The following is a 13,266-nucleotide window of genomic DNA, read 5'->3' on the forward strand; positions in this document are numbered from 1 at the left end:
GCCATGAATTCGGTCTTGTAGATGAACGAATTGACAGGCCAGTTGGGGTGCAGCTCAGGGACGCCGATTTGAGGAAGGGCCCACCGGGGAGCGGTCGGTGATCGCCTGTCACAGTCGGGCAGGATCTCGTCGGGTCCAAAGTTTGGGCTGACGGGTCTAACCGGATAACAGGCTTCGGAGCCCCAAACGCGGGCCGCCGATGGATTGCGACAAGGATTCTGCGGCATCCCGCACCCGAGCACCAAAATCCGCGATCATGGGCTTGGTGACCCGGTGTGTGGGTCCCGAGACCGATATCCCAGCCACAGCCTCACCATAGACATTCAATATGGGGGCCGCGATGCATCGCATGCCTTCGGTGCGCTCTTCATCATCTACGGCATACCCGCGGGTTCGGATGTCCGACAGGTCCCGGCGCAAGGCATGTTCTGTGGTCAGAGTATGAGGCGTGAAATTGGACAAGCCACGTTTAACGAGTGAATCAATGCGGTTTTCGGGAGCGCAAGCCAAGAGCGCCTTGCCAATCCCGGAGGCATGGAGCGGAGATAATGTGCCCGGCGGGAAAAAGGCCCGGATCGAAAAGTGGGTCTCGACTTGGGAAAGGAACAAGACTTCGCTGCCTTTTTCTATCCCCAAATTCGCGGTTTCACCTGTCTCCTCCATCAGCGCGCGCATCACGGGGCGGGCCCGTTCTACAACGCTGGTTTTGCGCAGGAATGCAGATCCCAGTCGAAAGGTTGTAGCCCCAATATGCCACGTCTGGTCACCGGCATCCATTTCGGCGGCACCGCGCAACTCCAAAGTGGTCAGGATGCGATAGATCGTTGCAGGCGACTGATCCAACGCGGTGGCTATTTCTGTCAACGTCTGTCCGTTGCCATGGGCCAGTTGTTCAAGCACATCCAGCGCCCGATCCAGGGATTGGATGCGGTTTTTTTCAGATTGATCATGAAACGCCTTGGGGCGCCCGCGTTGGCGGCTAGAAGAGGACATGAACATATCTTTCGGTTCTCAACTACAATGGCGAACATTGTCATGAAATATTATTTCTATCAATGAAAAAATCCAACCATCAGAAAATAAACAGTTAAATGCAAAAATTCATATTATGAAAATCTTTTTCAAAAAAATTGCCACTGTGAAGTCTACCTGTCAGGTTCTGTGTGACACCTGCACAGGAGGGCAGAAAGATGAGCTTTCAGAACCCGGTTTTCATTCCCGGACCGACCAATATGCCAGAAGCATTGCGTCGGGCCGTAGATATGCCGACCTTGGATCACCGGTCGTCGCTGTTTGCCGAAATACTTCATCCGGCGCGCGAGGGCGTGAAGCACGTCCTAAAGAGTGCGACCGCTGAGATCTTCTTCTTTCCCTCGACTGGCACAGGGGGGTGGGAAACTGCTCTGACCAATACGCTCAGCCCGGGTGACAAGGTGCTGGCAGCCCGCAATGGTATGTTCAGCCACCGATGGATTGATATGTGCCAACGGCATGGGCTCGTATTGCAGGTTGTCGAGACGCCATGGGGCGAAGGCATTCCGGCGGACAGATTCTGTGAAATCCTGACGGCTGACACAAGCCATGAGATCAAGGTGGTGCTGGCGACGCACAATGAAACGGCAACGGGGGTGAAATCCGATATTGCGGCCATCCGTGCTGCGTTGGATGCTGCCAACCACCCGGCCATGTTGTATGTCGATGGGGTTAGTTCGATCGCGTCGATGGATTTCCGGATGGATGACTGGGGCGTTGATGTCGCTGTCACAGGGTCACAAAAGGGATTCATGCTGCCAGCCGGGTTGGCCATTGTCGGGTTCTCGCCAAAGGCCATGCAGGCGGTTGAAACGGCGACGTTGCCACGGACGTTTTTTGACATTCGAGACATGGGAAAGTCCTATGCTGCCAATGGCTATCCTTACACCCCCGCTGTGGGGTTGTTGAATGGGCTGAACCAAAGCTGTGGCATGTTGAAAGCCGAGGGACTGGAGAACGTCTTTGCCCGTCACCGGCGGATTGCTGATGGGATCCGGGCCGCGGTCCATGCTTGGGGTCTGCGCTTGTGTGCGGCATCCCCCGATCTCTACTCGGACAGCGTCAGCGCCATCTGCACGCCCGATGGGTTCAATGCCACCAATATCGTGACCCACGCGGCCGACACCTATGGCGTCGCCTTTGGCGTCGGCCTGGGCGATGTGGCGGGGAAGGTCTTTCGTATTGGACACCTGGGGATGCTCACCGACGTCATGGCTTTGTCGGGAATTGCGACGGCTGAAATGTGCATGGCTGATCTGGGGCTGGACATCCAATTGGGATCAGGGGTTGCGGCTGCGCAAGAGGTCTATCGGGCCACCGCCGCGCACCCGGTCCGGGCCGCCGCGTGATGAAGGATGCACCAATGATCATTCCTACAATCGAGGATATGCAAACTGCCCGGGAACGGATTAAGCCACATGTACATGTGACGCCTGTTCTCACCTCATCCTTTATCAATGATCTGACCGGAGCCGAACTGTTCTTTAAGTGCGAGAACTTTCAAAAGGCGGCGGCGTTCAAAGTGCGCGGTGCCTGCAATGCGGTGTTTGGTCTGACCGAAGCAGAGGCGGCGCGGGGCGTTGCCACACATTCCAGCGGCAACCACGCGCTCAGCCTCAGCTATGCGGCGGGTCGGCGGGGGATTCCCTGTCACGTGGTGATGCCGCGCACGGCACCTCAGGCCAAAAAGGACGCGGTTGTCGGCTATGGTGGTGAGATAACCGAATGCGCGCCATCCACATCATCACGAGAAGCGGTGTTCGCTGACGTCCAGGCCCGGACTGGTGCGGATTTTGTACACCCCTATAACGACCCTCGCGTGATTGCAGGACAGGCAACCTGTTCCGCCGAGCTGTTGGAACAGGTTGCGAGATTGGATGCGGTGATCGCACCTATTGGCGGCGGAGGGATGATTTCCGGAACCTGCCTGACACTGTCCAATCTCGCCCCGGAGATCGAAATATTTGCGGCAGAGCCCGAACAGGCAGACGATGCGGCGCGTTCATTTCGGGCGGGACATATCATAGCGGATGATGCGCCTGTGACCGTGGCAGATGGGCTCAAAGTGCCTCTCAAGGAGCTGACCTGGCATTTTGTCAGCACCCATGTGAGCGACATTCTGACAGTTACCGAACAGGAAATCGTTGATGCCATGCGCCTTATGTGGGCGCGCATGAAAATCGTGGCCGAGCCGTCATCGGCGGTGCCTTTGGCCTGTGTGCTGAAACACCCGGAGCTGTTCCGGGGCAAGCGGGTCGGGGTGATCGTGACTGGCGGGAATGTAGATTTGGGCAAGCTGCCCTGGATGGAGGGATAGATGAAACACGTAGATATCGCCGAGTTGGAAGTGGGTTTTGACGTTCCTGCCTTGCCCGGCATGGACGAAGCAGACATCCAGACACCCTGTCTGATCCTGGATTTGGATGCGTTGGAACGCAACATCAGCAAAATGGGCAACTATGCGCGTGAGCACGGAATGCGCCATCGGGTGCACGGCAAGATGCACAAATCGGTAGATGTGGCCAAACTTCAGGAAAAGCTGGGCGGCGCAGTGGGTGTTTGTTGTCAAAAGGTGAGCGAAGCCGAAGTGTTCGCGCGGGGTGGGATCAAGGATGTGTTGGTGTCAAACCAGGTGCGCGACCCGATCAAGATCGATCGGCTGGCGCAGTTGCCCAAGCTGGGGGCACGGATCATTGTCTGCGTGGATGACATCGACAATATTGCTGATCTGTCAGCGGCGGCGAAGTCGCACGGCACCGAACTGGAAGTCTTTGTCGAAATCGACTGTGGGGCGGGCCGATGTGGCGTAACCACTGCCGAGGCCGTCGTCCAGATTGCCCAGGCAGCTGATACCGCGGAGGCGCTGAAATTCACCGGTGTTCAGGCCTATCAAGGTGCCATGCAGCACATGGATAGCTATGCTGATCGCAAGACCAAACTGGACCTCGCCATTGCCCAGGTCAAAGAGGCAGTCGCGGCGTTGAAGACGGCCGGGTTGGAGCCTGAGCTGGTATCGGGAGGCGGCACGGGATCGTATTACTTTGAGAGTAATTCCGGTGTCTTCAATGAGCTTCAATGCGGATCCTATGCGTTCATGGATGCTGATTATGGTCGAATTCTGGACAGCCAAGGCCAGAGGATTGATCAGGGGGAATGGGAAAATGCGTTGTTCATCCTGACCTCGGTGATGAGCCATGCCAAGGCGGACAAGGCAATTGTGGATGCCGGTCTCAAGGCACAGTCTATGGACAGTGGTCTGCCTGTCATTTTTGGGCGCGATGATGTGGAATATCTGAAATGTTCGGATGAGCATGGTGTTGTCGGTGATCCACAAGGCGTTCTGTCGGTCAATGACAAGCTGAGACTGGTGCCTGGGCATTGCGATCCGACCTGTAACGTACACGATTGGTATGTGGGTGTGCGCGGCGGCAAAGTCGAAACGTTGTGGCCGGTTTCGGCACGCGGAAAGGCCTATTGACCGCGCTGACGCGCGGTGCCTCCGGCGGAGGTATTTTTTACCAGAAAGAAGCTGCAGGTCAGTGCCTTGGATCAACCCGAGTGCTGGCCGGCTGCGCAGGACAAGGATAGAGCCATGTGGATTGTACCCGAAGCTGAAATCGCCGGGTTGCTGGGGCGGCAGGAGAGTTTTGATGCGGTCGAGGCCGTGTTCGCCGCGATGGCCCGGGGAGATGCCTATAATTTTCCGGTCATCCGCGAGTCGATTGGTCACGCCGATGCATTATATGGTTTCAAAAGCGGCTTTGATCGGACCGGATTGTCATTGGGGTTGAAATCGGGTGGCTATTGGCCAGGCAATGAGGCGCGGGGGCTGACCAATCACCAATCGACTGTGTTTCTGTTTGATGCGGACACAGGTCAGGCCAAGGCCGTCGTCGGTGGCAACCTGTTGACGGCCTTGCGGACAGCGGCAGCGTCGGCCGTGTCGATCAAACACCTGGCTCGCGCCGATGCGCGGGTTCTGGGCATGATCGGTGCGGGCCATCAGTCGGCGTTTCAGTTGCGGGCCGCAGTGGAGCAGCGCGACTTTGAAAAGATCGTCGGCTGGAATCTGCATCCTGAAATGTTGAGCCGCCTTGACGATGTTGCCAATGAGGTCGGTCTTCCCTTTGAAGCCGTGAGCCTGGATGAGTTGGGCGCACAGTCAGATGTTATCATTTCGATCACGTCGAGTTTCGCGCCAAGCCTGCGGGATGCACAGGTCAGGCCGGGCACGCATTTGGCGTGCATGGGGACGGATACAAAGGGCAAACAGGAAGTGGAGGCTTCATTGTTGACCCGTTCCAGGGTGTTTACTGACGAAATTGCACAGTCGATCACGATTGGTGAAGCGCAGCACGCGGTTGGCCAAGGGTTGATCGACGCAGAGCAGATCACGGAGATTGGCGCTGTGATCAATGGGACGCAAGCCGGGCGGCAAACGGCCAAGGATATTACATTGTTTGACGGAACAGGTGTCGGGTTGCAGGACCTGGCTGTGGCGTCGGCTGTTGTCGATCTGGCAATTGAACAGGGGATCGCCATCAAAGTTGCTTTGTAAAATAATCCGACGTCAACCGCAGGACGCAACGTGCCGGGATACCTGTGCTTGCCAGATGTGATCTATGATGCGTACAAACAGAACGTGTGGTCTGTTTGTACGTGGATCATGAGACAAGCGGAGACCTGATGTGACGAAAGCATTGCGAATTGGCGGGGCCTGCGGCTTTTGGGGGGAAACGGCTATGGCCACGCCCCAATTGCTGGCAGGCGATGGGGTCGATGTGCTGGTATATGACTACCTGGCCGAAATAACCATGTCGATATTGGCCCGTGCGCAACAGAAAAACCCGGAACGGGGGTATGCAACGGATTTTGTTGGCGGCGTTCTGGCCGACAGTCTGGACGAGATTGCCAAACAGGGTGTTCGGGTCTTGTCCAATGCCGGGGGTGTGAATCCCCAAGCCTGCGCGCAGGCTGTCCAAGCATTGATCAAGGACAAGGGACTGTCGTTGAAAGTGGCGGTTGTCGAAGGCGATGACCTGATGGGCCGCTCTGCAGAGTTTGCTGACAAAACCGAAATGTTTTCAGGTGCGCCAATGCCGGGTGCGGACCGCATTTTGTCAATGAATGCCTATTTGGGGGCTTGGCCCATTGTTGCCGCGTTGAATGCAGGAGCTGATATCGTGATAACCGGGCGCTGTGTCGACAGTGCGCTGACCCTGGCTGCGTGCATTCATCGCTTTGGTTGGGAGAGCGATGCATATGATCAACTGGCAGCGGGCTCATTGGCGGGGCACCTGTTGGAATGCGGGCCCCAGTCGACCGGCGGCAATTTTACCGATTGGCAATTGGCGGGAGATTTGGCCGGAATTGGGTATCCTGTGGTCGAGATCCAAGGCTGTGGTGACATGACTGTGACCAAACCAGCGGGTACCCAGGGTATCGTGTCTCCCGCAGCGGTCTGCGAACAGATGTTATACGAGATTGGCGATCCGCAGGCATATGTTTTGCCCGATGTGATCTGTGACTTTTCGCAAGTCGTGTTGGAACAGGTCGGGTCCGAACGGGTTGCCGTACGGGGCGCCAAGGGGCGCGCGCCGACAGGGCAGGTCAAAGTTTCGGTCACTTGGTTAGATGGGTATCGCGCCGGATATCTTTTTCAGTTCAATGGCGTAAACGCCCGGCGCAAGGCGCAGAATTTTGCACGGATCGGATTGGACCGGGCCCAAAAAGCACTGCGCAAGATGGGGGGAGGGGACTATTCCGACGTCAGCATAGAAACCTTTGGCGGCCGACCGGGAGACGGCCCGTATGAGGAGATTGCGCTAAAGACCGCCGTGCGTCACCAAGATCCGCGGGCTGTGGGTCTGTTTTTGAAGGAATTGATAGGGGCCGCTTTGGCGACACCACCCGGATTACACGGATTTACCGGCGCAGGACGTCCAAAGCCGTCTCCCGTCGTGGCGTTGTTTTCGTTTCTGGTCGATAGCGAGATTTTGGACCAGCGTATTGAGATCGAAGGCCGTATGGAGCGGCCTGCGCACCGTGCCCATGGCCCTTCCACAGACACCTCTATGGATCGTTGCGTGCCACATGACGTGGATGGTCAGGCCGGTCCGACCGTGACGTGCCGGTTGGAGGAGCTCGCCTGGGCAAGATCCGGGGACAAGGGAGACAAGGCCAATATCGGTGTGATCGCGCGCCACCCTGATTATATGCCGTGGATTTGGAAGAGTTTGACGCCGCATGTCGTGACGCGCAGGTTCAAGGGAGAAATCAATGGGCCGGTTGAGCGGTTTTACTTGCCCGGGTCGGTTTCGATGAACATCCTGTTGCATGAGGCGCTGGGCGGAGGTGGGGTGTCAAGTTTGCGCAATGACTCTCAGGCCAAAAGCTTCGCTCAGGTGTTGTTGGATCTGCCCGTGAATATCCCGGAACACCTGCTGCACTGCAAACCGGGATAACGCGTTCTCGACTATTCAGCCGCGTTCGGGGTCGTGTGTGCTGTGGCCGTTCGGCAAAGGTCGCCCGCGTTTTTGGGGGACATCCAGCGCCGCACCAGCAACCTGGATGCGTAGAAACTGAGGTGTCCACATCGAGAAGCATCCACAGCAGACCGTGAAAGTCGGCTATTGGGATTTCGACCTGGTGCTGTCCCTGTTTGTGGGGCCCGCACATGCCCAAGGCGGCGGCAATATCTGTGGGTTCGAATGTTAGGTCAATCCACAGCACACCTACGGCAAGCGCCATCCCGACCGATATCAGCAGTTCTGATGGTAGCGATGCATGAAGCGGAACGTGCCCGACCTGGTAAACCTAGGCCGCCTGAGATGTCGGGATGGCAAACCCCAGAACGGGATGTGAAATATTGTGCAGGTTGATTGCTCCCAAAGGTTCTGCATCGGGGCAAATTTCTGAAAACTCATGACTGACCACGATGGGGCGGTCGATTTTCTTGCCATAGTCACCTAGCCGGGCAGCTGTATTGGCAGCGCTGCCAATAACGGTGAAGTCCAGCCGCTCGCGCGAGCCAACATTGCCGTAGGTGACTGACCCATAGGCAATGCCGATGGCACATTCGCTCCGTTGCCCGCCCGCGCCGTGATCCGCCTGGTCGAGATGGGTGACGATTTCACGCGCCGAGGTCAGGGCATTGATCCGCGCCTGTCCCGGGTCGGTGTCGGCGGGAAAGACGGCCAGAACCGCGTCGCCAATGAATTTGAGCACTTCGCCACCGTGATCGTGAATAATAGTCGATGTGGTTTCAAAAAACTGGTTCAGCAATTGAATATAGGGAACGCGCCCCAGTTCTTCCTCCAGGCGGGTCGACATGCGCAGGTCACAGAACATGATTGCGGCATCTATGTCATCTCCGTCGCCCCGTCGAATTTCGCCGCCCAATACACGCGCGCCTGATCGTTTTCCGACATAAGTTTCGAGCAATACCTGGGCGTTTTCGCGCTGCATGAAGACTTCATAGTAGCGGGCGATGACCGACGAACATTCAAAAATCAGCCCCAGATTCGAAGTCGAGAACCCGTCGGGGTGGTCGCTGGTCAATGTCAGAACATTGATCCTGCCGTCAGAAAACCGCAACGGCATGGCAACATAATCGGTTGCCCCTTCCTTGCGCAGGTCGTCGATGATTGGAAACGCTTCTGGTGCGGAGGCACTGTTGATCCGGTGACGTACGCCGCCCAACCCATTCGAGACATGACGCAATGGGCTGTTGATATAGGCGGGGTGGTCGTAGATCTCATAAGACGGCGCGTAGGTTGTGATTTCTTCGGCCTTGCGCTGCCAAATGAAGTTTTTACCCGCGATCAAGGGGTGCAGGGACCAGGCCATGACAGACAGACGCGACAGAAACACGCCGTGTTCTACCAGCTTGTCAGCCAGGGCGGCGGTGAAGTCTTCGGGAGTTGGTAGGAAGGCCGCGTCGCGCAGGAGCCAATCTATGACCGGACCACTGATATTGCCGTAATCGGGGGTGGTGAGATCATTGCCGTCCAGATCGACGTCCGTGAATGCATCGGGCATAAAACCGATGTAGCCGCGAATGTCTTCGGCTTCGTGCATGGGGGTGTCGTACATCCAAACAGCGTTTTCGATCTGCTGGTCGGCCAGGATCATATGGCGGTATCCTGCGGTGCCTTTGAACGGGCAAAAGGTCTGAAGGGCAGTGGGGCTGGTCAGGTCGGCCTGAATGTCGTCAGGCGGGAAATAGAGCGCCGGTTTCAGCCTGGTTTCGAACATCACTTTGGCTCGGGTGCTGGAGGCAAGCACCTGTCCGTGGTGGCGGATCGTCACGCGCCCCTTCATGGATCGGATTTCAATTCCGTAGCCAGGGGAAGGAGAAGAGGAGTTGTGAATGTTCATGAGCGCGCGGGTCCTGCAGTGGGCACCTGGTATTGTATCATGTGGGGAGTGCAGGGCAAAATTCCAACCGTGATGCGAAGAATGTCCACGAGGCTCCCGCCCGTCAGCAGGACATCCTGGATGTCCTGCCGCCCGTTGGGCATGGCATTGCGGAGCAGGGCCCGCAATGCGGTTGCACAGTGAATCCGCGCGCCGCTCAGATCATTTGAATCACGTTCTTGTTGATCGCCAGCACATAACCGCGACGGGCGATGTTCTTGACCAGTAGTTCACTGACCAGTTGATTGCCCAGGGTATCGCGCAGCCGTTTGATGCGCGTTGCGCCTGCCGCTTCGTCGCAGTCCGAAGTATCGCGGCCCGAGATCATCGCTTCGATTTCGACACCGGACAGGACATCGTCGTCCAGCCGGGCCTCGGCCAGAACGGACAATGTCTCCATCGCAGCCGCAGTCAGCTTGAATCCCATCGAATTCAGATAGACGGTGTTTTCTTCACGGCTGATCAGAAGTTCGGTGACTTGGATGCCGGATCGTTCGATTTGCGCCATGCGACGGTTCATCGTGACCAACATTACCAAAAACACCAAGGCCGCAATCAACATGGCGGTGGCGAATATCAACAGAACAAAGATCACCATCCGATAGCTGACCAGCGTGTCTGAAAATGCCGTGCCGGATTGTGCCAGAATTTCGAGCAGCTTGATTTCGGCCTGGGTCGTCAGGTCGCTTTCAATGAACAGCCGCTCAACGCGGGCGTTGAACGCATTGGCATCGGGCAAGGTTGCCAACAGGACCGTTCCAGCCACAATCAGAATGGCGACGATCGCGGCCATTCCATAGGCGACAATACGGGTGCCGGATCTGCGTGTTTCAGAAACGGAGATAGTAGGTTCCGGCATTGGCCTTCCTTTGTTGCAATCCTTCGGGACCAAAGACGGCGAGAACATTCAGCAATGTCCATCCTGCCGCCGACAGCCGGGGCGAGATCTCGGATTTGGCGGATCCCTTGTCGCAAGAACCATTCAATTGCGCGACACCGTAATGGAGCCGCAACGGATTATCCTGTTTCGCCTTGTAGTCGGCATAGCATGCGTCGGCAAAGGAAGGCGCAGGCAACAGGCCGACCAAAAGGCCGACCAGGGCGGAGATCATGAGCATGTGTTTCATGTCGGTATCCTGCGCTGGTTGGGGCGGTTATTCAATAACAACAGGGATTTGAGCGAGTTGATATTCGATAACAAGGCCCCGATATTGCCTGTCGGAGCCGAGAAACACCAGGTTCAGGTCATGCCGCGTTCGCCGATGGTTCAAACGAAAAACCGGGCTGGGCGAACAGAACACGGATCACACCTGAAAGGAAAAACGATGTCTCTTGCTTCCTCCCAATCCAACCGCCCTGCTTTGCATCGCCGGTTTATTGCCATCGTGCTTGCTGCATCTGTTGCTGTGACCGGGTTTACGGCCGCTCCCGCCCGTGCCGGTGATGACCTGGGTAAAATTCTGGCGGGGCTGGCCGCGATTGCTCTCATCGGGGTTGCAGTTGAAAAGCGCCGCAAAGACAAGGCAGAGGTCGTCACCCGAAATCCAGTCCATGTCGACCCATACAAACCCAAACATGGCGGGCCGCGGAATTTGCCGCCGCGTGTGGCCCGGTATGACTTGCCCCGTCATTGTGTCAGGACGTTTCCCGGGGCTGGGGAAACGCGGATTCTTGGTTTGCGTTGTCTGAAGAACAATTACAGTTATGTCGGTTCATTGCCCCAGGCCTGTCGTGTCACGGTGGATACGGGGCACAAGCATCGCACCGGCTACGTTGCTCGTTGCTTGAAGAAACGCGGATATCGGATCACCCGCCGCTAAGTGCGGGATCGAGCAGGCCCCCACGTTGCAAGGGGGCGGGAAGAGGTGGGCGGTGTGCCTGCCTCTTTTCCCTTGTGTTGAACAGGTGTTTTCTGGTTTTCAGAAGGGTATGAATTTACCGAATTTCGAGATGGAAACCCATTTGCAGGCGCAAGGATACTTGCACATCGCGGGGGTTGATGAAGTCGGGCGGGGTCCATTGGCCGGCCCTGTCGTGGCTGCGGCGGTCATTCTGGATCCCGATGCGATACCGGATGGGTTGAACGATTCCAAAAAGCTGTCGCACAAGCGGCTGATCGCGCTGGAGGCCGAAATCCTTGCTCTCGCCAAGGTTGGGATCGGCGAGGCGAGCGTCGAAGAAATCGACGAACTCAATATCTTGAGAGCTTCGCACGTGGCGATGATGCGCGCGGTTGCTGCTCTGAAACCGGCAGCGGATTTCCTATTGATTGACGGCAATTTGCTGCCGCGGGGATTGGAGCGGCCCGCCGAAACTGTCATCGGCGGAGATGGGCGTTGCGTGTCGATTTCGGCAGCTTCAATTGTGGCCAAAATGTGTCGCGATCGGATGATGGTGGATTTGGCGCAACAGTATCCAGGATATGGATGGGAAAAGAACGTTGGTTATCCCACCAAACAGCACCGTGAGGCACTGCAAAATCTGGGGGTAACCCCACATCATAGACGTTCATTCAAGCCCATACACAATATCTTGTATCAAGAGTGAACCGTAAGCATTTGTTTCAAAAAAGAAATTGACCCTGATTCGCCTTTGACTCATCCTGTCATTAACCAAATGAGCGCAAAAATGCGCCGCGGTTTAGAGGCAGAGTGATGACAAAGACCATGACCCAGAGCGCAACTGCGCTCCCATTAAACACGATTCTTGACGGGGACTGCATCGAAGTGATGAACAGTCTGCCCGCGAATTCGGTCGATCTGATTTTCGCGGATCCCCCGTATAACCTCCAGCTCAAAGGGCAATTGCACCGCCCCGATAACAGTCAGGTTGATGCTGTTGACGACCATTGGGACCAATTTGCGAGCTTCAAGGTCTATGATGATTTCACCCGCGCATGGCTCAAGGCGGCGCGTCGCCTGCTGAAACCCAATGGCGCGATCTGGGTGATCGGATCGTATCACAACATCTTTCGGGTGGGATCTGCCCTGCAGGATCAGGGCTATTGGATTCTCAATGATGTCGTATGGCGCAAATCAAATCCGATGCCGAATTTCCGTGGCAAACGGTTTACCAATGCGCATGAGACGATGATCTGGGCCTCCAAGGAAGAAGGGGCCAAATACACATTCAACTACGAAGCACTGAAATCCCTGAACGAAGGAATTCAGATGCGTTCGGATTGGGTGTTGCCGATCTGTACCGGGCATGAGCGCTTGAAAGATGAAAACGGCGACAAGGCACATCCGACACAAAAACCGGAAAGCCTGTTGCACCGGATTCTTGTCGGCTCGACGAATCCTGGTGACGTCATTCTGGATCCCTTTTTTGGAACTGGGACAACCGGTGCCGTCGCCAAGATGTTGGGACGGGATTTCATTGGTATCGAACGCGAGGAGAGCTACCGCAAGGTTGCAAAAAAACGGATCTCCAAAGTGCGAAAATTTGACCGTGACGCGCTGCAGGTGAGCACGTCCAAACGGGCCGAACCACGCGTTCCCTTTGGGCAATTGGTCGAACGCGGCATGTTGCGTCCTGGCGAAGAGCTGTTTTCGATGAACCAACGGCACAAGGCCAAGGTTCGCGCTGATGGCACGCTGATCGGAGGTGACGTAAGGGGATCGATCCACCAGGTTGGTGCCGCGCTGGAGAACGCCCCATCGTGCAACGGTTGGACCTACTGGTGCTTCAAACGTGATGGTAAAACGGTACCAATCGACGTGTTGCGCCAGCAAATTCGCGCAGAAATGCGAAACTGATCAAAAATACCTCATAAACAAGAACACCGCCGGTGCCTGTGGCCTGTCACGTGGCACT

At 56.4% G+C, this 13,266-nt stretch carries 12 protein-coding genes; 8 read left to right on the forward strand and 4 right to left on the reverse strand.

Annotation, left to right across the window (positions count from 1 at the left end; translation table 11 throughout):
- Positions 1-156: 156 nt before the first annotated feature.
- Positions 157-993 carry an HTH-type transcriptional regulator BhcR gene (gene bhcR, locus QEZ52_RS02965; protein ID WP_406647850.1) on the reverse strand — a complete coding sequence of 279 codons (837 nt, stop codon included), beginning with the start codon at positions 991-993 and terminating at the stop codon, positions 157-159.
- Positions 994-1,190: 197 nt separating this feature from the next.
- On the opposite strand from bhcR, the gene bhcA reads away from it, so the two are divergent.
- The 5 genes from bhcA (at position 1,191) to QEZ52_RS02990 (ending at position 7,496) form a co-directional block, all read left to right on the forward strand.
- On the forward strand, positions 1,191-2,381 hold the full coding sequence (gene bhcA / locus QEZ52_RS02970; protein ID WP_406647852.1) for an L-aspartate--glyoxylate aminotransferase BhcA: 1,191 nt from the start codon (positions 1,191-1,193) through the stop codon (positions 2,379-2,381).
- Positions 2,381-3,349, forward strand: a complete 969-nt coding sequence (gene bhcB / locus QEZ52_RS02975) for a beta-hydroxyaspartate dehydratase BhcB (protein WP_406647854.1) — start codon at positions 2,381-2,383, stop codon at positions 3,347-3,349. Before bhcA ends, bhcB begins: the two co-directional genes overlap by 1 nt.
- Positions 3,350-4,510 (forward strand): 3-hydroxy-D-aspartate aldolase BhcC, encoded by a 1,161-nt coding sequence (gene bhcC / locus QEZ52_RS02980; RefSeq protein WP_406647855.1) that lies wholly within the window; start codon positions 3,350-3,352, stop codon positions 4,508-4,510.
- A 114-nt stretch (positions 4,511-4,624) separates the two neighbouring features.
- Positions 4,625-5,590, forward strand: a complete 966-nt coding sequence (gene bhcD / locus QEZ52_RS02985; protein ID WP_406647856.1) for an iminosuccinate reductase BhcD — start codon at positions 4,625-4,627, stop codon at positions 5,588-5,590.
- A gap of 130 nt (positions 5,591-5,720) precedes the next feature.
- Positions 5,721-7,496, forward strand: coding sequence for an acyclic terpene utilization AtuA family protein (locus QEZ52_RS02990; RefSeq protein ID WP_406647858.1), 1,776 nt, complete (start codon positions 5,721-5,723; stop codon positions 7,494-7,496).
- A 352-nt stretch (positions 7,497-7,848) separates the two neighbouring features.
- On the opposite strand, the gene QEZ52_RS02995 is transcribed toward QEZ52_RS02990, so the two are convergent.
- From QEZ52_RS02995 to QEZ52_RS03005, 3 genes are all read right to left on the reverse strand, one after another.
- On the reverse strand, positions 7,849-9,411 hold the full coding sequence (locus QEZ52_RS02995; RefSeq protein ID WP_406647860.1) for a DUF427 domain-containing protein: 1,563 nt from the start codon (positions 9,409-9,411) through the stop codon (positions 7,849-7,851).
- A gap of 196 nt (positions 9,412-9,607) precedes the next feature.
- Entirely contained in the window at positions 9,608-10,309 is a 702-nt protein-coding gene (locus tag QEZ52_RS03000; protein WP_406647861.1) for a hypothetical protein, read from the reverse strand.
- Complete coding sequence (locus QEZ52_RS03005) at positions 10,281-10,577, reverse strand: hypothetical protein (RefSeq protein WP_406647862.1); 297 nt, start codon at positions 10,575-10,577, stop codon at positions 10,281-10,283. The genes QEZ52_RS03000 and QEZ52_RS03005 overlap by 29 nt, the downstream gene beginning before the upstream one ends.
- Positions 10,578-10,775: 198 nt before the next feature.
- Between QEZ52_RS03005 and QEZ52_RS03010 the strand changes: the two genes are divergently transcribed.
- From QEZ52_RS03010 to QEZ52_RS03020, 3 genes are all read left to right on the forward strand, one after another.
- Positions 10,776-11,270 carry a hypothetical protein gene (locus tag QEZ52_RS03010; RefSeq protein ID WP_406647864.1) on the forward strand — a complete coding sequence of 165 codons (495 nt, stop codon included), beginning with the start codon at positions 10,776-10,778 and terminating at the stop codon, positions 11,268-11,270.
- A 109-nt stretch (positions 11,271-11,379) separates the two neighbouring features.
- A complete protein-coding gene (locus tag QEZ52_RS03015) occupies positions 11,380-11,997 on the forward strand; it encodes a ribonuclease HII (protein ID WP_406647865.1) in 618 nt (205 codons plus the stop codon).
- A 107-nt stretch (positions 11,998-12,104) separates the two neighbouring features.
- On the forward strand, positions 12,105-13,208 hold the full coding sequence (locus tag QEZ52_RS03020; RefSeq protein WP_406647867.1) for a site-specific DNA-methyltransferase: 1,104 nt from the start codon (positions 12,105-12,107) through the stop codon (positions 13,206-13,208).
- Positions 13,209-13,266 lie beyond the last annotated feature (58 nt).

Origin of the sequence: Aliisedimentitalea scapharcae (assembly GCF_045277565.1) — a bacterium.
Classification (GTDB): Bacteria; Pseudomonadota; Alphaproteobacteria; order Rhodobacterales; family Rhodobacteraceae; genus Aliisedimentitalea; species Aliisedimentitalea scapharcae.